30 protein-coding genes and 2 pseudogenes are annotated in these 22628 nt (G+C 36.5%); 14 read left to right on the plus strand and 18 right to left on the minus strand.

Annotated elements, in window-relative coordinates:
- Nucleotides 1-249 precede the first annotated feature (249 nt).
- Both A3GQ_RS28235 and A3GQ_RS28035 read left to right on the plus strand, forming a co-directional pair.
- Nucleotides 250-378: a transposase gene (locus A3GQ_RS28235; RefSeq protein WP_037464858.1), complete on the plus strand. Its 129-nt coding sequence runs from the start codon at nt 250-252 to the stop codon at nt 376-378.
- Between the two features lie 83 nt (nt 379-461).
- On the plus strand, nt 462-1010 hold the full coding sequence (locus A3GQ_RS28035) for a hypothetical protein (protein WP_051271658.1): 549 nt from the start codon (nt 462-464) through the stop codon (nt 1008-1010).
- A gap of 152 nt (nt 1011-1162) precedes the next feature.
- Here A3GQ_RS28035 and A3GQ_RS0111875 read toward each other — a convergent pair whose 3' ends face one another.
- The gene (locus tag A3GQ_RS0111875) at nt 1163-1360 is read right to left on the minus strand and encodes a hypothetical protein (RefSeq protein ID WP_028777238.1); all 198 of its coding nucleotides are present in this window, start codon (nt 1358-1360) and stop codon (nt 1163-1165) included.
- A 180-nt stretch (nt 1361-1540) separates the two neighbouring features.
- Here A3GQ_RS0111875 and A3GQ_RS24235 point away from each other — a divergent pair, with 180 nt between their 5' ends.
- Both A3GQ_RS24235 and A3GQ_RS24240 read left to right on the plus strand, forming a co-directional pair.
- Nucleotides 1541-2506: a site-specific integrase gene (locus A3GQ_RS24235; RefSeq protein ID WP_051271661.1), complete on the plus strand. Its 966-nt coding sequence runs from the start codon at nt 1541-1543 to the stop codon at nt 2504-2506.
- A gap of 610 nt (nt 2507-3116) precedes the next feature.
- Complete coding sequence (locus tag A3GQ_RS24240) at nt 3117-3449, plus strand: tyrosine-type recombinase/integrase (protein WP_281170831.1); 333 nt, start codon at nt 3117-3119, stop codon at nt 3447-3449.
- 91 nt (nt 3450-3540) lie between these two features.
- Here the strand turns inward: A3GQ_RS24240 and A3GQ_RS0111885 are convergent, their stop codons facing one another.
- From A3GQ_RS0111885 to A3GQ_RS0111895, 3 genes are read right to left on the minus strand one after another with little or no spacing between them, the layout of a single operon-like run.
- Complete coding sequence (locus tag A3GQ_RS0111885) at nt 3541-4479, minus strand: DNA-3-methyladenine glycosylase family protein (RefSeq protein WP_245596778.1); 939 nt, start codon at nt 4477-4479, stop codon at nt 3541-3543.
- Nucleotides 4439-5005 carry a methylated-DNA--[protein]-cysteine S-methyltransferase gene (locus A3GQ_RS0111890; protein WP_028777240.1) on the minus strand — a complete coding sequence of 189 codons (567 nt, stop codon included), beginning with the start codon at nt 5003-5005 and terminating at the stop codon, nt 4439-4441. The genes A3GQ_RS0111885 and A3GQ_RS0111890 overlap by 41 nt, the downstream gene beginning before the upstream one ends.
- Nucleotides 5002-5565: a bifunctional transcriptional activator/DNA repair enzyme AdaA gene (locus A3GQ_RS0111895; protein ID WP_028777241.1), complete on the minus strand. Its 564-nt coding sequence runs from the start codon at nt 5563-5565 to the stop codon at nt 5002-5004. The genes A3GQ_RS0111890 and A3GQ_RS0111895 overlap by 4 nt, the downstream gene beginning before the upstream one ends.
- A 292-nt stretch (nt 5566-5857) precedes the next feature.
- Between A3GQ_RS0111895 and A3GQ_RS28370 the strand changes: the two genes are divergently transcribed.
- A complete protein-coding gene (locus A3GQ_RS28370) occupies nt 5858-6355 on the plus strand; it encodes a metal-dependent hydrolase (RefSeq protein WP_342665000.1) in 498 nt (165 codons plus the stop codon).
- Nucleotides 6352-6735, plus strand: coding sequence for a hypothetical protein (locus A3GQ_RS28375; protein ID WP_342665001.1), 384 nt, complete (start codon nt 6352-6354; stop codon nt 6733-6735). The genes A3GQ_RS28370 and A3GQ_RS28375 overlap by 4 nt, the downstream gene beginning before the upstream one ends.
- Nucleotides 6736-6861: 126 nt before the next feature.
- On the opposite strand, the gene A3GQ_RS0111905 is transcribed toward A3GQ_RS28375, so the two are convergent.
- Together A3GQ_RS0111905 and A3GQ_RS0111910 are read right to left on the minus strand one after the other, a co-directional pair.
- Entirely contained in the window at nt 6862-7074 is a 213-nt protein-coding gene (locus tag A3GQ_RS0111905; protein ID WP_028777242.1) for a hypothetical protein, read from the minus strand.
- Between the two features lie 4 nt (nt 7075-7078).
- Nucleotides 7079-7981 carry a DMT family transporter gene (locus A3GQ_RS0111910; protein ID WP_028777243.1) on the minus strand — a complete coding sequence of 301 codons (903 nt, stop codon included), beginning with the start codon at nt 7979-7981 and terminating at the stop codon, nt 7079-7081.
- A gap of 161 nt (nt 7982-8142) precedes the next feature.
- Between A3GQ_RS0111910 and A3GQ_RS0111915 the strand changes: the two genes are divergently transcribed.
- Nucleotides 8143-9519 (plus strand): aminotransferase-like domain-containing protein, encoded by a 1377-nt coding sequence (locus A3GQ_RS0111915; protein WP_028777244.1) that lies wholly within the window; start codon nt 8143-8145, stop codon nt 9517-9519.
- Between the two features lie 186 nt (nt 9520-9705).
- On the opposite strand, the gene A3GQ_RS0111920 is transcribed toward A3GQ_RS0111915, so the two are convergent.
- The 3 genes from A3GQ_RS0111920 to A3GQ_RS0111930 all read right to left on the minus strand — a co-directional run bounded on the left by A3GQ_RS0111920 (nt 9706) and on the right by A3GQ_RS0111930 (nt 12146).
- Nucleotides 9706-10131: an SRPBCC family protein gene (locus A3GQ_RS0111920; RefSeq protein WP_028777245.1), complete on the minus strand. Its 426-nt coding sequence runs from the start codon at nt 10129-10131 to the stop codon at nt 9706-9708.
- 59 nt (nt 10132-10190) lie between these two features.
- Nucleotides 10191-11384: an MFS transporter gene (locus A3GQ_RS0111925; RefSeq protein ID WP_425423376.1), complete on the minus strand. Its 1194-nt coding sequence runs from the start codon at nt 11382-11384 to the stop codon at nt 10191-10193.
- Nucleotides 11385-11606: 222 nt separating this feature from the next.
- Nucleotides 11607-12146, minus strand: a complete 540-nt coding sequence (locus A3GQ_RS0111930) for a flavodoxin family protein (RefSeq protein WP_028777247.1) — start codon at nt 12144-12146, stop codon at nt 11607-11609.
- Between the two features lie 98 nt (nt 12147-12244).
- Between A3GQ_RS0111930 and A3GQ_RS26995 the strand changes: the two genes are divergently transcribed.
- Nucleotides 12245-12394: a hypothetical protein gene (locus tag A3GQ_RS26995; RefSeq protein ID WP_169818287.1), complete on the plus strand. Its 150-nt coding sequence runs from the start codon at nt 12245-12247 to the stop codon at nt 12392-12394.
- A gap of 29 nt (nt 12395-12423) precedes the next feature.
- On the opposite strand, the gene A3GQ_RS0111940 is transcribed toward A3GQ_RS26995, so the two are convergent.
- Nucleotides 12424-13494, minus strand: coding sequence for a M42 family metallopeptidase (locus tag A3GQ_RS0111940; protein WP_028777248.1), 1071 nt, complete (start codon nt 13492-13494; stop codon nt 12424-12426).
- Nucleotides 13487-14146, minus strand: a complete 660-nt coding sequence (locus A3GQ_RS0111945) for a YneB family resolvase-like protein (protein WP_028777249.1) — start codon at nt 14144-14146, stop codon at nt 13487-13489. The genes A3GQ_RS0111940 and A3GQ_RS0111945 overlap by 8 nt, the downstream gene beginning before the upstream one ends.
- Before the next feature lie 58 nt (nt 14147-14204).
- Here A3GQ_RS0111945 and A3GQ_RS0111950 point away from each other — a divergent pair, with 58 nt between their 5' ends.
- Both A3GQ_RS0111950 and A3GQ_RS0111955 read left to right on the plus strand, forming a co-directional pair.
- Nucleotides 14205-14387: a DUF896 domain-containing protein gene (locus A3GQ_RS0111950; RefSeq protein WP_028777250.1), complete on the plus strand. Its 183-nt coding sequence runs from the start codon at nt 14205-14207 to the stop codon at nt 14385-14387.
- An 80-nt stretch (nt 14388-14467) separates the two neighbouring features.
- A complete protein-coding gene (locus A3GQ_RS0111955) occupies nt 14468-14791 on the plus strand; it encodes a transcriptional regulator (RefSeq protein ID WP_028777251.1) in 324 nt (107 codons plus the stop codon).
- A 432-nt stretch (nt 14792-15223) separates the two neighbouring features.
- Here A3GQ_RS0111955 and A3GQ_RS28040 read toward each other — a convergent pair.
- From A3GQ_RS28040 to A3GQ_RS0111980, 4 genes and pseudogenes are all read right to left on the minus strand, one after another.
- A pseudogene (locus A3GQ_RS28040) lies at nt 15224-15419 on the minus strand (Tn3 family transposase); the annotation flags it as partial.
- 298 nt (nt 15420-15717) lie between these two features.
- Entirely contained in the window at nt 15718-16365 is a 648-nt protein-coding gene (locus tag A3GQ_RS24250) for an N-acetylmuramoyl-L-alanine amidase (protein ID WP_037464807.1), read from the minus strand.
- A 1353-nt stretch (nt 16366-17718) separates the two neighbouring features.
- On the minus strand, nt 17719-18282 hold the full coding sequence (locus A3GQ_RS0111975) for an SMI1/KNR4 family protein (protein WP_028777253.1): 564 nt from the start codon (nt 18280-18282) through the stop codon (nt 17719-17721).
- Between the two features lie 14 nt (nt 18283-18296).
- Nucleotides 18297-18500, minus strand: a complete 204-nt coding sequence (locus A3GQ_RS0111980) for an SMI1/KNR4 family protein (RefSeq protein WP_028777254.1) — start codon at nt 18498-18500, stop codon at nt 18297-18299.
- 179 nt (nt 18501-18679) lie between these two features.
- Here A3GQ_RS0111980 and A3GQ_RS0111985 point away from each other — a divergent pair, with 179 nt between their 5' ends.
- Entirely contained in the window at nt 18680-19219 is a 540-nt protein-coding gene (locus A3GQ_RS0111985; protein ID WP_028777255.1) for an NAD(P)H-dependent oxidoreductase, read from the plus strand.
- 6 nt (nt 19220-19225) lie between these two features.
- Here the strand turns inward: A3GQ_RS0111985 and A3GQ_RS0111990 are convergent, their stop codons facing one another.
- The 3 genes from A3GQ_RS0111990 to A3GQ_RS0112010 form a co-directional block, all read right to left on the minus strand.
- Nucleotides 19226-19546: a winged helix-turn-helix transcriptional regulator gene (locus A3GQ_RS0111990; RefSeq protein WP_028777256.1), complete on the minus strand. Its 321-nt coding sequence runs from the start codon at nt 19544-19546 to the stop codon at nt 19226-19228.
- A 741-nt stretch (nt 19547-20287) separates the two neighbouring features.
- On the minus strand, nt 20288-20557 hold the full coding sequence (locus tag A3GQ_RS0112005) for a hypothetical protein (RefSeq protein WP_028777259.1): 270 nt from the start codon (nt 20555-20557) through the stop codon (nt 20288-20290).
- Between the two features lie 221 nt (nt 20558-20778).
- Entirely contained in the window at nt 20779-21297 is a 519-nt protein-coding gene (locus A3GQ_RS0112010; RefSeq protein ID WP_051271665.1) for a S4 domain-containing protein, read from the minus strand.
- Between the two features lie 340 nt (nt 21298-21637).
- Between A3GQ_RS0112010 and A3GQ_RS28520 the strand changes: the two are divergent.
- From A3GQ_RS28520 to A3GQ_RS27845, 3 genes and pseudogenes are all read left to right on the plus strand, one after another.
- Nucleotides 21638-21706: pseudogene (locus A3GQ_RS28520) on the plus strand (Tn3 family transposase); the annotation flags it as partial.
- Nucleotides 21707-21846: 140 nt separating this feature from the next.
- Nucleotides 21847-22014, plus strand: a complete 168-nt coding sequence (locus A3GQ_RS27840; protein ID WP_211227726.1) for a hypothetical protein — start codon at nt 21847-21849, stop codon at nt 22012-22014.
- Nucleotides 21998-22609, plus strand: coding sequence for a Rossmann-fold NAD(P)-binding domain-containing protein (locus tag A3GQ_RS27845; RefSeq protein WP_211227727.1), 612 nt, complete (start codon nt 21998-22000; stop codon nt 22607-22609). The genes A3GQ_RS27840 and A3GQ_RS27845 overlap by 17 nt, the downstream gene beginning before the upstream one ends.
- The last annotated feature ends 19 nt before the right edge of the window (nt 22610-22628 follow it).

Below are 22628 nucleotides of genomic sequence, written 5' to 3' on the forward strand. Positions count from 1 at the left end.
AACTGCTACATAAATACGGAGACGTAGTCCCTCTCTATTAAGCCGTTTGTTAGATAGTCACTCATTCTGATATATTGTAGTAGAAGTAACTGAAAATAGGTTGAGCTCAAGCTGAATATAAGCTGAAAATATAAAAATTATCCGAGGAGGTCACCGTCGAGGTCAACCATGGTGAGGTTAGACTAAAAAACGGACACAGATTATGCCTCGATGAAAAATGGATAATAATGAAAATGGGGTGTTCCGCAAATGAGAAAAGTAAAACAATATGAAGAAGTGTTTAAAAAACAAACCATTCATTATATAGAAGAGCAAAACAAGCCAGTAGCACAGGCTGCTAGAGAATTAGAAATACCGGAAAGCGCCTTACATGGCTGAATGAGTAAGTATGGAAGGAACTAAAATTTGTATTTATCTACGATCACCGCTTAGAGTTCCGTATTCAGAAGATGTGTAAGGTATTGGATGTATCTTCAAGCGGTTATTACGAATTGATTAAAGCGAGAAGAAAGCGAACAGAAGAAACGAAAAAAGCAATTGGCAAATCGAATCCGTTATGTATTTATGGACTCTGGAAAACGGTACGGGAGTCCGAAAATCACCAAATCATTGGAGCAAGAAGAATGCAAGGTATCACAGAGAACCGTATCCCATTATATGAGAAAAATGGGAATTGCGTCGGTAACGAAGAAGAAATACAAAGCAACTACCAACTCCAAACACTCTCTTCCGGTCACAAAAATGTGTTAAATCAGCAATTTAACACAGAAAAACCCAATGAGAAGTGGGTAACGGATATCACCTACATCCATAAGGATGAGGGATGGTTGTATTTGGCTAAATTCCACTCTGTAAAAACAGGATCATATCCATATGTTTTCAATTTGTCTTCAAGCATGTTAATTAACATACTCTTTCCATTTCTGGCTACACCTTCAAAAACAATCAGTTTTCCTTTCGTGATGGTAATCTCCTCGATTCCTTCACTCTTTGATTTATTTGCCTGTTAATACTTTCACTTCTGCTACATGCATGGTGTCCAGAATTTCATGTTGCTTTGGATAAAACTCCAGTGTGCATTTTGTGATTCTGCAATACGATTAAACAAGTCATTCGTCTCGATCTCTGCTTCTTGAAATATCATTTGAGATTTTCTTATCCACTACTTTTCCACTGACTCATTCCATTCTTTTTCAATCATATCGATTGTTCTATCCACCAAAGAAAGCATCATATCCCCATGTTCTTGAATAAAATCTTCTACATTTTCACGTACAACTTGGTATACAAAAAAGGTTTTTGATTTTTTCTGATCCATATTCATAAAATCAGCTTCAATTTTTCTAATTAAGCTATCCATTTCATATAGCTTTTATCAATAGACAAGGAGATGATTATATAACTTCCAACGTATTTTGATGAATGCCAATTCTCATATATCAAAAATTACGCAATAATTAAACTTATGGTAAACTTATATTAGAGTCCGATAAGTTTCTATTATCGGACTCTAATATATTATGACGAACAGGTGATCCGTTTGAACGAAAATGAAATGATGAATCATAATGCACAGTTACCGGCTACTCTGCAAAATAAAATAGATCGAGCAAGAGAAAGAAGCAAAGCCGCTCGATCGAAAAATACTCGAAAAGCATACGAATCTGATTGGAATCAATTTCTGAAGTGGTGTCAAACAAATAACGTCCCTTCTCTACCTTCCAATCCAGCAGTAGTCATTTTATATATTGATGATCTAGCAGAAGAAAGGAAAAAAGTAACTACTATCAAACGTCACATTACAAGTATCAGTCAAAAACATCAAGAAAAAGGGTTTGAGTCACCAACTAAGCACAATAATGTTCGTCTCCATGTAAAAGCAATCGAAAACGAACTAGGAACCAGACAAAAGCAAAAAACAGCGGCTACTGCTACCATAATAAAAAAACTATGTGATCATCTACCTGCAAATTTAAAAGGCCTACGTGATCGATCAATTCTCCAAGTAGGTTTTGCTGGGGCGCTACGCAGATCTGAGATAGCAGCACTAGATGTAGAAGAAATTGAATTTCATGAAGAGGGAATGACTATCCTTTTGAAAAAATCAAAAACTGATCAATCCGGTGATGGAAAATTGATCGGTATAGAATATGGTCATTATCCATACTGCCCGGTTCGTACCCTTCGATCATGGTTAAAAGAATCAAATATAAAGAATGGTGCTGTCTTCCCTAGCATGAATAAAGCTGGCCGTTTATTAAGTCGAATAACCACTAGATCCATTGCGAGAATCATAAAAAATGCAGCTAATCGATCAGGTTTCGATGAAGAAGAATTTTCAGGTCATAGCTTGCGTCGTGGTTTCATCACCACCGCAAAGAGAAAAGGAACAGACGAATTTAATATTATGGGTCATACTCGCCACGAAAGCATTGAAACCATGCGCCGTTATATTGATAAATCGGATGTATTTAAAAATAACCCTACTAAAGGAATATGGGATTAGTTGCTCATTAATGGGCGATTTTTTTGTCAGCATGAAACGAGATAATTTCACATAATCATTACTCGGTTTTAGTTTATTTCTCCAATCAGATAAAATGAACGGCTCCCCTCGTCCATCAAGTAGAATATTAAACAATTCTAAAAATTCTGGTATTCGAACCCTGAAAAAGTTGACCCCTATATGCCTCGTGGCGCGTTTTGATTTAAGATAGTTGGCCAATCATATTAGAAACTAAAATTTAACGTTACACCCGCCTATAATCCTTTTTAAGAAAAAAAAAAAAACATCCTTTATTTTCGTTTCTATTGTAACTATCTGGTGGCAGTTTTTTAGGTTATAAAGGATGTTTTTTGAATTTCAGTAAATTTTCTTCATATGGAGCAAACATCCATCCAGAGGAAAAGACTTCTTAGCGGAAAATTCTGATGTCGTTTTTATCCAATATTTATACTCTGACTCCAAGTTATCTATTCTTAATTTCTGCACATCTATCTCTATACATAAATCGTGATAAAGTTCTAGCCACTCCTCTATTTAATACTGATAAGTACGAATCAAAAGTGAGTTCCCATTAGCTACAAGAATTATCACACTTCCAGGTTATACAATCATCCAACTAAAAAAACACAAAGTGAAACAAGCTCGTCAAAAACTAGAAATAAGAGCGGCTTATCAAGATCACGATCTAGTAATTTGCAATCGTTTTGGGAGACCAGCCAATAGAGAGAGGATTAACAGGCATATGAATATAATAATAGATGAAAAACATCTATCGAAGATAACATTTCACGGTCTACGTCATACTCACGCTACCATGCTACTTTCCATTGGAGTACATCCTAAAGTCGTTTCTGAACGACTGAGTCATTCTAAAATCAACACTACCTTAGATACCGTATCGCCAAGTATGAAAGAATCTCTGGCGAAAAATTTGACATGGTGATGAGAAATAATCCAACTAGCAATTAAAAAGCCGATGTGACCTAATCATATTTCCCTCCAAATCAAAAGCCTTGAATATTCTAAAGGATTTATCATTCGACATCCTCCAAGCCCCTCCATAAATAAAAAACAACATATGCCTCCCATCCACTCCAAGGAATAAACATCTGTTCTATTTCCTTCAGAGTCGGTTTTTCCTTGAGATTCAACAATCGTTTGAGCGCATTATGAAGTCCGACGTCACCTATAGGAAATGCAGAACAATCACGGAAGCAACGCATCATGGCATAATGAGCCGTCCACGGACCGATTCCTCGAATGGATAGCAATTGGCGCTCTGCTTTTTTTAAATCATGAAGCATTAGTTTTTTGGAAAGATTACCACTCTTGATTTCCTCTGCAATTCCGACAATATACTCAGCTTTCTTTTGGGTAAATTGCATTTTTCGCAATTGCTCTATTGCGTCCTCATTCAATTGACTTGCTTTTGGAAATAACCAAAAACTACGTCCTTTCCACTCATAGGATTTTCCAAAAGCTTCTACAAACCTCCTTTTCAAGGTATAAGCAAAAGTTAAATTGATCTGTTGACCAATGACTGCCCAACATAGAACTTCAAACAAATCGGGTATGCCGATGATACGCAGCCCATAGTAACGTTGTACAATGTCTTTTAAAAGTGGATCATTTTCTGCTAACTTATAAAAACGAAGAAGATCTGTATTTAAACCGAGCCAATCATTGACATACTGCATGATATATTGTATATCAACTTTTGAAGTAGGTTTTTTATCTACAAACGTAATTTGCAAAGTAGAATCATTGGATTGGCTTACTTCTATAAGGATCATATCTCCGTTTAAGTCAAGTAATTTATAAATCTTGTTACATTCTATGTAATGAAGCACTTCAATAGAGGATCGAGACAGATAATGAAGTACTTCTTGGAAGCAAAACGCTTCTGGGAGCGGAAGAAAGATAGCATCTTGTTTAAAATTGGTAGCGAGCATGTCCTCTGTCGATGTAATCATGATAACCCTCCAATTGAAGTAATTTTTTCTTGTTTGTTAACCCTCCCCCAAATCCAGTAAGAGTTTTGTTTTTTCCGATGACACGATGGCATGGTACAACAATAGGTATGGGGTTAGCTCCATTAGCAGTTCCTACTGCGCGAACTGCTTTTGGATTTCCGATAGCATTAGCAATATCCGCATAACTTAGGGTATGTCCAAATGGAATATCGATTAGGGCTCTCCACACTTTTATTCGAAATTCAGTACCAAACATGTCTAATGGTATGTCGAACGATCGTCTTTCCCCTTGCAAATACTCTTGGATCTGCTCTACATATATGTTTATTCTTTTTGGATCTTCGATTAAAATCGGATTTTTTATATTGCTGGTTATCCAGTCTTTCAATTCTTCAAAAGTATCATCTGGCCACATCACTCTACAAAGTCCTTTATCTGTTGCTCCGATATAAAAGGAACGATTATCAAAAAATGACGCAGACACAAGTGCCCAATAGACATTCGTATTCTCAAGTTGACTGTTCATTTAATTGTCCTCTTTTCCACAATATTCCTAGGTGTTAGTTGGAATTTCTTTTTAAAAGTCATCGAAAAATGAGAAGTACTACGGAATCCTACCATCTTTGCTATTTCGGCAACACTCCAGTCTGTATCTACCAATAATTGCTTCGCTTTATTCAATCTGGTTTCAAGTAAAAAATTAGCAGGAGTTACCCCTATCATTCGTTTAAATACGCGTTGCAAATGAAAAGGACTAATCATGATCTCTCTTGACATATCTTCCAATGTAATAGGACTGCTGTATTTTTTTAAAATAAAGTTCTTCACTTCATTCGCAATACGGGCATCAGGATTCATTGCTCCCAATTGCTCTGGTCGACATCTTTTACAAGGACGATAACCTGCAGTAACAGCTTCATCTAAACTTTTGAAGAGCTGTACGTTTTCTCTATTTGGAGTTCTCGACTTACAAGACGGCCTACAGGAAATACCTGTAGACTTGATTCCCGTAAAATAGATGCCATCATATTTGGTATCTCGTTGTAAGATGGCATCATATACTTCCTCAAAAATAGCTAGGTCCATAACAAACCCTCCCTGAACACATTATACTGATTCTACGTAGCCTTAGTAATAATCTAAAATAGGATAGCAAGATTTCGATAATCGCTGAAATCGCAAAAGGGGTTTTTACATGTGAAGATGGAATGGAACAATGGATGAATTACGGAGGATAAAAAATGATATTGAATAATGTCTTATTAAATAAAAAAAGAAAAATCATCACAAATGATATATTATAAATCGGGGATGAATGGATGAATAAAACCACAATGGTGATTGAACCTATATACGGAAATTGGAAGATGGTGAAGAAATGGATACAATTACACATACTCTGTTTGGACTTGGAATTTATAATGGAATGAATAAAGAAGAGATGAGTAGGAAAACGAAATATGCTCTGCTTTTCACTACTATAGGAGCCAGTCAAATCCCTGATATTGATGTTATCTCCCAACTCTGGGATACAGCAGGTCAATACCAGATGTGGCATAGGGGAATAACACACTCCATTTTCCTTGTGCCTATATGGGCGTTATTATTTTCCTTGATAAATCGATTTATTTTCGGGATAAAAGGCATGTTGTCTTTCTTTGCTGCTCTCATTTCCGTATTCATACATAATACTAGTGACCTATTTAATGCTTGGGGAACTGGCTATCTAGAGCCTTTTTCGTCAGTCCGGATAACTTTAGGAACCATACCCATAGTTGATTTCGTTATTTGGTTTATCTTTCTAATGACATTTATCATAACCAAAGTGTATCCAAAGGAAAATCATATTTCATCTTTCGTATCGGTTGGATTATGATAATTTTACATTTTGCCATTCAATCCATACAAGGTTATGTTATTTATGAACAATATAAAACAACCTATCAAGATATCGCCTTATCTGCAAGCTTTATTCCATGGCATTATACGGTCGTCGGGAAAAACAACAATACTGTAGATATCATTAGTGACTCGCTTTTAACAGAAGCTGGTATGGTCGAGAGGCTACAATCAAGTAGCAATGCAGACCTGAGTGAATTATTTTCTAAGAATCCTCGAGCGAAAACCTTATATAAATGGGCTCCCTTTGTTGTTATTGTAAATGACGAGAAAAAAATAGGAATCTATGACCCTAGATTTTACCGCAATGGAGCATCCTTTCTATCTGAATACATCGACAAAGCTCCAAATAAATAATATCTAAAAACATAATTGACGTTGAAGGCAAGCGTCAATTATGTTTTTTTCGAATCTCACTTTCATTACTCGAGTGTTACAAAAAAAGAAAAGAGACCTCGTACAATGATGAGATCTTTTTTTGATTCATGCTTTTACCAATTGCTTCATTAATTCCAACAGATGTAACCCTGCTTCTGTCTTCCTTCTCCCCATACCACAAGAACATGCCACGTCTATTTTATGTTTACGGATGGATTCAATATGATGAAGTATCCCTTTCCATTCATCTACATTTCTTTTTTTCTGTACAAAACCAGCTACAATAGCCGTTAGGTTTCTTCCCGATTTATCGAACATACAGTTAGTTTTTCTCTGATACAGATCCATTTTTTGATATGGGAGCATTTTTGCCTAATATAACAGAAAAGACTACAATCATTGCTATTACAAGAGTGAACAATGTGATGGATTCATCTAGAAATACTGTTGCAATTAGAATCATTAAAAATGGTTGTAAGTATTGAATCTGACTAACTCTTGCTATCCCCCCCATAGCCATTCCGCTATACCAAGCAACATATGCTAAAAATTGACTTACCACTGCGAGATATATAAAACTAACCCAAGCTTGTAAAGGGGCATGGAGCATTTCAGTTGTAAGGCTTAGACCAACTGGAATAACAAAAAATGGAGCACCGATTAAAATGGCCCAAGCAATTACTTGCCAGCTGCCTATTTCTTTCGATAGTTTCCCGCCTTCTGCATAACTTAGTCCAAGTATAATCACTGCTGACAGTAAAGCTAAATCGGCAAATTGTAATGAACCAAATCCAAGGTGTAGGGCATAAATAATAACAGCTACAGAGCCAATTACACTTGAAATCCAGAATTTGAGAGAAGGGATTTCCCTTGCTCTAACCATAGCAAATCCGGCTGTTGCTAATGGCAATAGAGCTACTTCTACAGCACCATGAGAAACAGGCAAGGATTTCATTGCCCACGAAGTAAGAAGAGGAAATCCTAAAACTGCACCAGCTGCAACAAGGATCAGACTTTTGAATTGGCGGAAGGAAGGCAGCTTTTCTTTTCGAACAATCAATACCACTGCTACTAAAACAGCAGCAACAACTGTCCTTCCTAGACCGACGACCGTAGTCCCAAAATACTCTACTGCAATTCTTGTAGTCGGGAGTGTTAGGCTAAAACAAATGACACCAAGTAATCCCAATAATAATCCGAATTTCTCTCTGGTTTCATTCTTCATTCTATCCTACCCCTATTTTTTTATTTTGTATCACATCTGTACCATTTTTCATTTTCATTAAAGTACAGTTTCGTTATAATTAAAATAATAAAAGGCACACACGAAAAAATAAACTATTCTTTTAGCCATCTGTACCATGACAGAAAAAGGAGGATACATGTATGAGCACCAAATATATAGAGATAATGGAAGGGATTAAGCATCGGCTAGCAGATAGGACACTTATTGCAGGAAGTAAACTCCCTTCTGTTCGTCAGCTATCTGAGCATTTTTCATGTAGCAAAAATACGGTCATTAAGGCATACGAAGAATTAGAAAAAGAGCATTTAATTTATTCTGTTCCTAAAAGTGGTTACTTTGTAGTAAATGAAATCCAAAATGCGACAAATGAAAATGACGTGATTGATTTCTTGTCTGGTGGTCCAGATAAAAATGTTATGCCTTATGTCGAATTTCAACATTGTATAAATCAAGCAATTGAACAATATAAAGAAGAACTTTTTACCTATTCTGATCAAAAAGGTCTTTACCCTCTACGAATTCAGCTAGTGAAATATTTGCAGAGTTTACAGGTGTTCACTCAACCTGAAAGAGTTGTCGTTGTATCCGGCTCACAGCAAGCCCTTAATTTATTAGTTTCTATGCCATTTCCAAATGGGAAAAACAATATCTTAATTGAACAGCCTACTTATTATGGGTTTATTGAGTCGGTTAATCTGCACCAAACTACTACTTTTGGAATTGAGTTAACGATGGAAGGGATTGATTTTGATCGTTTAGAATACATTTTTCGAAACAATGATATAAAATTTTTCTATATTATCCCGAGATTTCACAATCCACTTGGACATTGTTACACGAATAGTGAAAAGAAAAAAATCGTTGAATTGGCTGAAAAATACGATGTATATATAGTGGAAGATGATTTTTTAGGAGACCTGGATCCGAATGCAAAATCAGATCCTTTATTTTCTTTTGATCCTTCTGGAAGAGTAATTTATATTAAAAGCTTTTCGAAAATTTTCCTTCCAGGTTTAAGAATGGCTACTGTTGTTCTTCCTGCACTCATGATCAACAATTTTTTACGATATAAATTTAGTTCGGATTATAATAGCTCCGCACTTTCTCAAGGTGCGCTAGAAATCTATTTAAAAAGTGGTATGTTCAATAGCCATCTCAAAAAAACAAAAGAGGTATACTATACTAAAATGCAAACCCTTCAAGAAGCATGTGAATTATTGCTACCGACTGACACTCATTTTTCTAAACCGACTTCAGGATTTTATCTATCCATTCGAATGCCTGAGAATGTGACAGCAAAACAGGTAGTTTCAATACTAAATGAACAGCATATATATGTTGATGATGCCTCTAGAATGTTTTTGCCAGAATATAAGAAGGAAAATCTCCTTCGATTAAGCATTTCTCAAGTAAACGAAAGCCAAATTAAACTAGGGGTAGAGCGATTGGCTCGTTGTATTACTCTTATTAACAGTAGAAAAAATCATAGTGCTCCAAATAACTTTTTACTCCTCTAAGTTAGGTGAGTTTATATAGGAAGATAGCATCTGGATTATGCGGATTTCCACAAACTTTTAAACAAAATAAAAACCCTTTCAAAATGATGATTTTTGAGAGGGTTCTTGTATTAAATTGACTCTGAAGTATGGAAAACTGCTCCGTTAGTCCTTGTTTATTAATATCTATTTTTAGAACAGTAGATATTACATCTCCACCACCTTACGAAGATTTGCTTCTATGAGAGCATCCCAACCTTCACTCATCGTTTTATGGATAACAGAATGCTTTTGATTTGATTTGGGTACCACATCGTCTGGCCGTTTCCATCCATCATGTATTAAAGTAAACTCGGTTTTACCTGAAACCTCTTTTAATTCAAAAGTAATTACCCAACCATCTTCATCCCAAGAAAATGAAAGCTTATTTGGTGGATCAAATATCAATACCTCACATGGTGATGGACCAAAAGGAGATTGCAAATGAAATTTCTGCCCTACTATAGATGGGAAATCATTCGGCATAAACCAAGTAGAAATTCCCTCCGATGTAGAAACTGCTTTCCATACCTTTTCGACTGGTGCATTGTATATTGCTGTTTTTCTGATTGCTGACATTGCGGCTTCGGACATTTATAAGAATCCTCCTTCATATAACGCCAAAAGGTTCATTTGAAAATATGAGTTAATTATCATGGTTTGGTTTCCATTACTGTTATTGCCTTGCTTTCTTTTCCCCATACCAATACAGTTAGTGTAGCAATAATTGTTGCTACACTAAAAATCGTAAAAATACTGGAAACATTCATTTTAGTAGCTACTAAATAACCAATAAGTAGCGGCCCTCCAATCCCTCCAATCCTTCCAAAAGCAGATGCCATACCAGCACCAGTCGCCTTTATTTCATCGGGATATTGTTCTGGAGTATATGCATAGGTCGCTCCCCAAACACCTAAATGAAAATAAGATAATAAGACACCACTAATTAGTAAGGTCGACATAGTATCTGCATTACCGAAGAAGTAAGAACTAATAGCCGTACCGAGTAGAAAAATGACCAAAATAGGTTTTCTACCTAATCGTTCAATTAGCCAAGCTACCGTAAAATATCCAGGAAGTTGAGCAAGGGTCATGATTAATACATATTGAAAACTTTTAATCAGCGTAAAACCTTTTAAAACTAACACACTAGGCAACCACAAAAATAAGCCATAGTAAGAAAAAACGACACAAAACCAAAGTATCCATAAGACGAGAGTTTGCTTTCGATAGGGTGGACTCCATACTTTTCGAATACTTTCCCAAACTCCTAATTTATTTCTTCTCCTCTTCTTTTCCATTTCATTTGGCAATTGACTACGAAGATACAAAACATAAAAAGCAGGCAGTGCGGTTATGATCATAGCTATTTGCCAACCATATTGAGGGATAACAAAATAAGAAATAACTGCTGCTACCAACCAACCTACTGCCCAAAAACTTTCTAAAAGCACCACCATTCTACCTCTTTTTTCAGCAGGAACCGATTCAGAAACTAATGTTGTGGCGACTGGCAATTCCCCGCCTAATCCCATACCCATGATAAAACGTAAACATATAAAAGCCCATAAAGTAGTAGTTAAAGCGGATAACCCACTAGCTACAGAAAACAAAAGCAGCGTTATCATAAATACAGGTTTTCTTCCAATTCGGTCTGCAAGTAATCCAAATACAAAAGCACCTACTGCCATACCAATGGAATTAACACTTCCGATCCATCCGATTTCTTGTACACTTAGATGCCAATCTGTCTTTAATGCAGCAAGCACAAACGATAAAATCCCTACATCCATGGAATCAAACAAAAAACCCAAACCAGCTAGCCAAAGCAATTTGCGGTGAGACATCATGTAGCCTCCTTTAAGGTAATGCTTTACATTTGAAATATTTCCCATTTACAAACGCAATAAACATAGATTACTCCCTTGTTTAAAAAGGTATGACAATCAATAGAAAAATATGGTTCTGATATATAATATCATTTTAAAAATAGAGGAGACTGGAGCGTTGGTTGTTTTCACAAAAAAAGATATCCCATTGCTAGGATATCAAGAATCGTCATATATAGATCAAAATAATTCTTTGATTTTATTATTCCAAGTAGCTGCATTCTCTATTGCTCTTCGATCATTTTTAACTTCTTCAGGCTTTGTTCCTTGTCCAATGAGATAACCGATCATGGGCATGTTCATAAAATCAAAGATATATTGGAATTGTTGAACCAAAGGTAATGCCTTAATATGAATTCGATCCCCACCGACGATAAGCACGAATGCTTGTTTTTTACCCATCTCACCCCTGAAATCCAACCTTTTATCTCGAAGAGACTGCGACCAACGATCCACAAAATTTTTCATCCTCCCAGACATGCCATACCAATAAAGAGGAGTTGCAAAGAGGAGAATATCATAATCTAAAACTTGGCTGATTACTTTTTCATAATCGTCATCAACCGAATCAAATCCATTGGCATCATGTCTTTGGTCTACAATTGGCTTGATGTCAAAATCCCTTAAAAACAAAGTAGAATGAGAAATATCTTTTAAGAGGATATCAGCCAAATACTCCGAATTTCCATTGGCCCTAGAACTCCCATTGATAACTAACAATTTCATACTAATCAACCTTTCTTGACTTTTTCTATTATTCCTTTTCTATTATAATAATAGTTGAACAAATAAATGATAAAGAAGGAGTACCTTGGTCTATGCCGAATCATGGAGAAACCGATCGCAACTATCGACCATTTAGTCCAAAAGAAATCCGAAAATATTGTTCGAAGTGTAATCGCTGGCATGAAATTAACTTGCATTATAAACCAAAAGATGTATGTCCCAAATGCGGAATTTATTTCTAGGTTATAAACCTTCCTTTATTAAGGAAGGTTTATGTTTCATAACGAAAAAAAGAATCAACCGTTGATTTGTCTAGCTTTTTTGCGATTGCTTTTGAGAATGCTTCTGCTGCTTCGATATCTTCACGATCTACAATCGTAGCATGCGAATGTATGTAACGGCCACAAATCCCAATCGCAGCAGAAGGAACACCTTCACCTGATAGATGCACTACTCCAGCATCAGTAGCTCCTTTGGAAATGAAAAATTGATAAGGAATTTGTTCCGATTCTGCTATATCTAGAAGGAAATTACGCACCTCTGGATGTGTGATCATCGATCGATCGTATATACGAATCAATACACCTTTTCCTATTTCTCCGAATGCATCAGGAACACCTGGTGTATCCCCTGCTGGTCCAACATCTACTGCAAAGAACACATCTGGTTTAATTAAATTTGCAGATGTAATTGCCCCTCTGAGTCCTGCTTCCTCTTGAACCGTAGCACCAGCATACAACGTATTTGGTAGTCGCACATTGTGTAAAGAACGTAATAGTTCTACAATTAAACCACAACCAAAACGATTATCCCATGCTTTGGCAAGTATACGCTTACCACCCATCAGCGGAGTATAAGGGCTGATGGGGACAATTGGATCTCCAATCGTAATCCCCCATCCTCTCACTTCTTCTTCAGATCTAGCGCCTATATCAATAAACATAGAATTTAAATCAGGACCTTTCTCTTTTTTCTCACCTGGTAGTAAATGAGGAGGAACAGAGCCAATCACCCCTGTAATACATTTGCCTGTTTGTGTCATGATTTCTACTCGTTGAGCAGGTAATACAGTAGGACTCCAACCTCCTAACGTCTGAAATTTCAAGAATCCTTTGGGCGTGATTTGAATCACCATGAAGCCTACTTCATCTAAATGACTAGCAAATAAAACTTTAGGTTCACGAGACAATCCTCTTTTTAAACCGAAAATACTACCTAGACGATCTTGGATGATTTCGTCAGCGTACTGATTCAGATAGTATCTCATATGATTTTGAACCTTATGTTCAAAACCTGGCGGACCAAATGATTCCGTAAATGTCTGATAAATACTGTCATCCATTGTTGATTTCCTCCTGTTCTACTAACCACTCTCTGTATCTTCTATGTACAGTAGCTCTCGAGACTTCAAAACCAAATCCTTTTAAAGTGGCGGATATTTCTTCATAGGTGAGTTTTTTTTGTTTGAGAGCAACAATTTGTTCAATAGGAACTTCTTTTTTCTCTCTTCCTCCTAAACCTTGATTTTTAAGATTTTTAGCAGGATTAAATCCTTTTTCTTTAACTGCACGCTTCATGCCCCAGCTAATCTTTTGATTCATCATTTTTCGCTGCAACTCTTCCACTTTGGAGATAATATGCAATACAGTAGATTCTCCAGCGTCCAAGGCTAACTCTCCACCTTGGAGTTTGCAGTAAATTAGGCAGCCGGCACGTTGCAATTGATGAATAACTGCTAGTTTTGCCTCTCCACGACCTAATCGTGTATCGTCTTGTATCAAAATCGCGTCGACTTTCTTATTTTTTATGATTTCCAACATTTGATACAATCCTTCTCGATTTAAATCGTATCCACTATGCTGTTCTTGAATAATCTGAAGAACATCCATTTGTAACTCATTCGCCCATAATACAAGCTCTTCCTTCTGGCGGGCCAGACTAGATTCTTGTGTATCTTTCTTTGTACTTACACGTGTATAAATGATCGCATTCATCTTTCCGTTTCCTTCCTGCTGCACTTCTGGTACACTCTTGATTGAAGGAGTGTTTACCGTGATAACACCTGAACTACTTGAACGCATTAATTACCTAGCAAACAAAAAAAAGGACGTTGGTTTGTCGGAAGAAGAGCTAAAAGAACAAAAAGAACTTAGAGAAATTTATTTACAAGGCATTCGTGGACAAGTCCGAGATCATCTTTCTCGTATAAAATTTGTTGATGATGAAGAAAAGTAAAGATAAACTAATTATACCAAAAAATCGGTATTTCTTTTTAAGATTTGACTGGCAAACTAGTTTAAAGAGGTGGTAATTGTATGATGCCTTTTCAAGAAATGGCCAAGCTGAACAAACTCATTCATGAACCAGCGCGCTTAGCTATCATGAGTGCTTTGGAAGCATGTTCCATGGCTGAATTTCTTTTTTTACAAGAGCTCACCGGACTTACAAAAGGTAATCTATCAAGCCACTTATCTAAATTGGAAAGAGCAGAATACCTCCTTATAAACAAAAATTATATTCGTAAAAAAATCCCCCAGACAACCATCCAAATTACCCATGAAGGTGAATCAGCACTTAAATCCTATTGGGAACAACTAGACAAAATCAGAGAGATTACCAAACAATGGCAAAAAACATAGGTGATTACCTATGTTTTTTGTGTTAACCTGAAGTATTCCCGATTTCTCGTATTCCTCATTCCTTCTTCCCTTTTTGGGAATGTGCAAAAATCTTGCTTTACATCCGAATAACAGTTTTTCGTTTTTTAGCACTATTACCAAACTTCAATGATATCTTTGCTGTCTTATTTCCCTATATTATGTAAAAGGTTTGTGATACATTAATTAAAAAAAATCTTAAGGGAAAGTGAACCTGTTATGCATACTGTAATTGAACCCAGAATTCTCATTTTGGCACATTTGTAGTGCTTATTAGTATAATGAATGAAGACGGAAAGCCCAATTTGGCTCCTATGTTCGGGTTGAATACCAGTTCAAAATTTGATCCATGAACAGGAGTGTGAACTTTATCTCCCGTTCATTAACAGTCTCTGAAAGATACACGGTGTTCTAAATTGTAATGGCATTGAGGAGAATATTGAATATTGTTCCACTTTGATACTGATCCACCAAAGAACGTGCTCTTAATTCACCACGTTTTCCGAAGAAAACAGCTCTCTTAAAGCATTCATCGCTTCCCCTTTATTCAATCCCCTTGGATTCTTCTTCGTAATGTTTCCTTTGTAATAAAATCAATGAGAAAAATAGAGAGGAAACGGAGATTAAGTCTATTTCGCTAAATTGATGTGATTACAAAAATATAACGGGTATACAAAAGAAAAACGACTCGAGATATCCATATAGGTATCAAGTCGTTTTTCTTTTTTTGGTCAATAACGGATCGTCGTTCAGCTGCTGGTTCTGGGCCTTCTATAGAATCACCTTGGCAGAAATGAACTCTAATCCCAAGAAATGAGGTTATCTAGTGTCTTGAATTTTCCATCTCACACCCCCTTATCTTAGCTGGACGGGTAACCATTTAAAAATAGGAGTGTTTTTGTTTTGTATTAACTTAGAACCTTCAGACGTGACCAGTCAAACAAATTCCCAGGATCCTGTTTTCTGTCGGGTGCGTATTCGTCATGCCCTATAATGTGCTTTCTGTCCCTTTTAATAGATGGATAACGTTTGAAAATCCGATTCAACAAAATGTTCAGTGAACGGTATTGAGCATCTGTATATCCTATATTTTTAGCTGTGATCAGATTATACGTTTTTTCTGACATAACAGGTAGCATCTCATTTCGGGTTCCAATTGCTAATAATTCTATTCCGATAGAATACTCATTCATTTTATTTTTATAAGTTGGTAATCCTGGCAGCTCTCCTTTTCCTGCATGAAATGCAACTCGATTTTCACCTACCAAAAAATAGATTGTACCGTCTCTTGCAATCATATAGTGTGAGGAAGTCCCAGTGTTAACGAAAATACGATAAATATCTTGTATATTGTATGGATTTTGAGGTTTGATCGCGGCATCTGAGATAAAATGAATTAGCACATGAGTGACTACTTTCGTCCGTATTTTTGAATTTTGTGATGGAAGGTAAAGATTTTTAATTGGAATTTTATGCTCCTGAACTATCGCTAGACTTATTACTAGCCCCAAAACGAATAAACATGGTACAAAAATGACCAAAAAAGAATTTTTCATTAATCATATTCTCCTTCGTTATTTCTATATGGCTCAGTGACAGGCATTAACATGCGTTAATCCCTCAAATTTATGGTCAAATTAAGATTCTTCTCTAAAAAAAGATGGATGAAATTGCATTATCACATTCACTATGTAAACTAGTGATACTTTTGTCATCATTTGCCGTGAAAAATTCCCCCTGGTATTTAGCATCTCTTTACAAAATGTTACCTCGATGGAAGTTGAATAAGACTTAAACTTTGATGGAAGATATGTAATTATCAAATTCGAAGATCTTAGATCCTCCAAATCGTAACAAAACATTGCTGATTTCCCTTTGAAATTTTTGAGTCATACACCGTGACACAATCATGTGGTGGTGGTTGATCTGCATGAGAATAACTAGAGAATGCGACAGCACCGAGTAACACAAGGGAAAACATAGAGATAATGATTTTTTTAATTTCGAAACACCTTTTTATTTAATCTTTTCTCATTATAGGAGAATCATGGAGAAAAAATGGCCCCAAAGAGTTGAAATAATAACTATTTTGTGTCAAATCATTTTTATCTGTATTTTTAAACGGGACAAATTGATAGCATGGAACGAGTTTTTAAATCAATATTTATTATTGTTTTCTAGTATGAGAGAAAAAAGTAGATGAATCTAACTAATTTTCACAAATGATATTGACTTAACCTTTTCTTTTTTCTCTCTTCCCTGAATATCTCTCCGAGTTCAGCCGACACAAATATTTGATTGTTTTTTCCCATAAAGCACAACCAAAAAATATTTTAGATTGTCAATTAGGTGCAACAGCTTTTCCTGAAAAGATTGGTGTGTTAATTTCCATTTTAGACAGCTTCATATTACAATCCTTCATGGAAAGGGAATCCGAATTTCTTTTCGTTGTAAATACCCGTTTTTCTGTCGGAATCCCCAAAAGAATCTTTGAAGCCTTGAACCCACAAAGGGCTACTGAGGGGAAACGTAACCATATGATGGAAACAAACCGATTTCTATTATTACTCGGTTTGTTTCTTTAGGTCTGTATTCAAATACAAAAGACGAACCAAGACTTTACTAACACTAATATGCTCATCATTATCAAATCCAGTTGATAGAAATAGAAAAACCAAGTATAGGTTCGTTACCTTTACTTGGTTTTTCTTAGGAAGAATTGTCGAGATGTGGGATTTTAACTTAGAAGGAATGGGCCACAAACAATAAGTCTATGCCATAACGCAGCAACAAGAACTCTGTTTAACCATGGGGCACAGAGTTCGCTCAGTAAGGAAGTAGTCATCAGACTTACCATCCCAAGAATCCCATGGCTTTAGCCATGGGGAGTGTTGAACATCTAAAACAACTTAAGAGTGCAAGTTGGAAATAAGGAAAGCTTGAAACCAATTTCTCCATTTGTCCCCTACTTCACCATCGGTATCTAAACCTTCGTCCGTTAAAAATGGAGCATACTGACAGAGTTCATTACCAATACATTTTAGCCGCGTTATGTGATCGATGAAATCATGGAAAGTGGGTGCGAGATAAGTAACTTCTTCTGTTTCATGATCCCAGTATACAACTGGAGGTTCACCTGTTGCAGTCAAATCAAAAGCGATGACATCTCCATTATCCACAGACATAAATTTTAATTTATTATGTAGCGAAGAACGGTATCCCTTGTTATTTTTCCATTTCTCATCGAATTCCTCAACAAAGCTCTCGAAACTCTCTAAGTTGTTTGGATCTGTTGTACGTCTCATCATATCAATCATTGATTGATACTCTTTTTCGTCATTTCCTCTAGCATCCATTTCTTTTGCCCGATCTTCTAAATCTTCCAAATTATGATCATCTATACCCCATCGAATTGCACCTGAACTTATTCCTTCAAATTCCTCAGGAATCACATCTTCGACTTCTTCATACATATTCCAAAAAAAATCTACCTCTTTTGAAAATGAAGTAATGTATGTCGAAATGTGGCTGGTAACTGGTAGCCTAACTTTTTTTCTACTGTTTCTACTTCATCTACTGTAGCAGGTGGTTTTATCGTTAATGGATAAATGTTTTCTTTTTGTAATACATCACCAATTTGCTCTAGCGTTTTCTCCCAAATTTTTACCCATTCTATGTATCTTGTGTCCATATGATTACCTCTCGTATTAAGTGGCTCTAAAAATAAGGGTAGTGCATAAGTAATAGAAACGTCAAGCTTTCCGCATTAGTACGGCTAACCATACTAAGTCACAAATATCTAAGTACTTTTTTCTCCATCTCTATCATGTCATAATCATTTCGAGAACAACGAAAGAGGAGCAAATCGATATGAAAACAATCGTAATCGTAGCACATCCCAATTTAAAGGAATCTCGTGCAAATAAAACATTTATCGATTCTTTATCTGAGCAGTCACATATTGATATTCATAATTTGTACCAAAAGTATCCTGATTGGAACATCGATGTGGAGAGAGAACATCAATTGCTTTTGGAATACCAGCGAATCGTATTGTTATTTCCTTTCTACTGGTATAGCAGCCCACCCTTATTAAAAAAATGGTTTGATGATGTAATGGTATACGGATGGGCATTTGGACCTGGTGGGGATCATTTAAAAGGAAAGGAATTCATCATTGCCACAACTACGGGAGGGAAAAGAAAAGAATATCAGGCAGGGGGCCGAAATTGGTTTACTATCAGTGAGTTATTAAGACCTATGCAAACAACTATCCAACGTTGTAATGGGACATTTTTGCCCTCTTTTGTCATGTACAATGCAAATCTTGCAGATGAGGCCCAACTAACAATAGAAGCAGGAAAATTTCTCAATCATATTAAAAGTCCTTTAGAAGCTTTTGACATGTAACGTTTATCATTTGTCTAACTGTTCTCTTCCCCAATTACACATTCCTTTTAAAAGAGGATACAACGTTTGACCAAAAGAAGTTAGTGAATACTCTACCTTAGGTGGAACTGTTGGAAATACTTCACGATGTATTAAACCATCCTTCTCTAGCTCTCGCAATTGAGTAGTAAGGACACCTTGTGTAATTCCATTCACTAACTTCCTCAATTCTCCAAATCGCTTTGTCCCTTCCTCCATCAAAATAAATAAAATGAGCAATTTCCACTTACCACCTATTAATTGCAGAGTATACTCTACTGGATAACGATAGTTATTTTTTAAAGCCATTCCATAGTATTCCTTTCTTTTTTGAAAATCAATTTAAAACAAAATAAGATCTATGTAATTTCCCTCCTGATTATAACGCAAAGTGATATAGAAGACATATTTGATCGAATATTTCAAATTCTAACTTGTGGTTTATTTGAGTTTAATCTACTATTTAAAAAGTCTCAAATAGAGTCTTCATAACTTCGTCCAGGGAGTAATCTGTGTCCGAAGAACTGCTTCCGTTTTGCGATGAAAAAAACGTCGTTCTGGGTTGCAAAGTCAAATCGGAGGTTCACCAACGTGGCCTGCAGCAGTTCCGTGATCCTGGCAAGAAGGTCCTTCTAAGAGTCTGGAACATCGCCGTTGCGGGTCATATCTCTGCACGAAGAGACTGCCGTAAAGGAAGCTCTGGAAGAGTTGAGCTTGCATGTAACCCCAGCTGACTTTGAGTCGGCAGGTGAATCTCTGAAAAAGAGCATCACTATCACAAATATGTTCATTGAAGCTGCCGGATGGCAGATCGCATTTATGACTACAACTTCGTGATGAGGCGAGAACTCGATCTGAAAAAGCTTCGGCTGGAACAGGGACACGCGGCCGATGTTTGGTGGTATCCGTTGGATCAGCTGGAAGCTGATCTGAATCATCCATCTACAGCAAGCCAGCATGCCCATCGACCAAACGACACGACAAGCTGTATGCAATGGTGATTGAAGCCATGCATCGGCTTTAGCCATCTAATAAAATGGAAAACGTTATCTACGCTATGAGAAGTGGATAGCAAAGCATCCTCTGATATTCGATTCGTTTGAAAAGATCGGGTCTAACTATCAGAGGACGCAGTACTTCAAGCAGGTGAAATCTTAATAATTTAAGCATCTTCTCATCAAAATACGATAACCAGTTTGCGTCTTCTGTCATTTTCTCGTTTCTTTTGTTCTTCTCACTTTGAAAATCTGCGATGAATCGATTCAATTGTCCCAATTTCTTTAAATTGTTTACGCGAAATTCAATAAAACAAGTTCGCATTGTTTGTTCCTCTATTCTCGAAGTATATTTCCTTTAAGCCATTACCGATGCTCAGAATGCGTATAAACGTGTCATCCCTGAGTTTCCCATATAAATACAAATGACTTGAGACCCCATGTAGTCTCAAGTCATTTTTCCATTTAATGGATTGATGGCGCCGGATTTGCCGGATGTTCCTTCTACTACACTTTAAGAAAGTAAGGTGGCAAAATGGCTTGTGGTCACAGACAACTCATATCCCGCAGGTGAAAATGGATATAGTCCTTTTCACAAAGCAAATACTTTTGCTTCACTGTTTGAGAGTTCACTTGGATGTTTCCTTGCTTAATCAGTTTTTGGATTTGGGTTCGGCTCACATCTTTAATTTTAGTCGAAAGCGCTCGATCTAATCTCAAGGGGCATGATACCGATTGGATGCAAATGTACAGGGTGTGAATTCCTTGTTTCGATAGTTCCCCAATGGATATCGTTGAATCTTCCACTGACTCTAAGTAAAATTCTTTTTCTGTGTCATTGACGGATGAAACTGGCTTTGCTTTGTAGATATCCAATTTCTTGTTCCAAGTGTGATCATTTGCGCATTTATAAATGGCAAACTGATAGATATTTTTTCCGTTGGCATTATGTCTGCGTTTAGAAGAGTCCACAAAAGAAACCTTTCGTCCGCATTGCGGGCAATATCTGGTGACCGATTCCTCAGTTTCCAGATTAAATCTCCAATGAATATACAGTACAGTCACTTTCCTTCACCTCTTAGGCAAAGGAACGCAGGCAATCTTATGTTAAAGGAGATATGAACTTTTCCAAAAAAAAATGCGAAATAACCCTAAGGTTTTCCGCATGGTTTCGTTTATAAAAACTTGATACCCACGTTCCTTGTAATGGTTATAAATAGGCGCACTAATCCCTTGGTCAACTGTTGAAAAATCAAATTGGATCAGTCGCTATTCGATTACTTAACCATTACAAGTTAGTTGGCATAAAAGTTTAATTCCCCTTTCAAATATCTCCGCATACCATTATAAACTCATTTCTATGCGTTTTCAAATAATTTGTTTGATTAAAATCTTTCCTCTAACCACACATGGCCAAAGTGAAGTCGGCTTTGCATTCTGTCATCTACTTGGCTTTAAGCTGATGCCCCGATTCAATACTTCATGATTTGATCACAGATCTTAAGGACTGGGATGCCGATCAGGAGTTTAATTTTGGCTTGCAAGCATTGTTACAAAGTATTTTAATAAACGGACCAAAGGTCGGAAAGATTCATTAGAAAAGGTGAAATTAGTATGTCACTCAATAAAAATGCAAATAATAAAAATATTCTAATATCCGATGCAAGCATAGCTGGTCCTACATTGGCTTATTGGCTTAATAAGCATGGCTTTAACCCCACTGTTGTGGAGCATGCACCCATGCTTCGTAGCGGTGGATATAAAATTGATATCCGAGGTTGAAGTGACCGATCGAATGGAACTTATAACAGAAATACGACAGAATGGTACAAATATGCGTGGAGGATCGTATGTAAATAATGCGAATAAACCGATTGCCACAATGTCTGCTGATATATTCAATTTTCGTCAAGAAAATGATGTAGAAATTATGCGTGGTGATATGGCCCGCATTCTCTATCATCATACTCAAAATGATGTTGAATATATATTTGGGGATTCTATTTCTTCCATCGAACAAGATGATGATGGAGTATATGTGACTTTTGAACAAAGTGATCCTCGGACCTTTGACTTGGTGGTAGCTGCCGATGGACTGCATTCAAACGTCCGCAATCTCACCTTTGGAGATGAATCACAATTTACACAGCACCTTGGGTGCTATGCTGCTATCTTCACCATTCCTAACTATTTGGACCTCAATCAATGGGAACTGTATTTCAGTGCTCCTGGAAAATCTGTGAGTATCTACAGCACAAAACTAGAATCCGAAGCAAAAGTATTTTTCGCTTTTAAATCTCCACTATTATCCTTTGATCATCGGAACAAAGATCAACAAAAAAAAATTCTGGCAGATGCGTTTGCCGGAGATGGCTGACAAATCCCTCAACTTCTCA

The organism is Shimazuella kribbensis DSM 45090 (genome assembly GCF_000428065.1).
Classification (GTDB): Bacteria; Bacillota; Bacilli; order Thermoactinomycetales; family Thermoactinomycetaceae; genus Shimazuella; species Shimazuella kribbensis.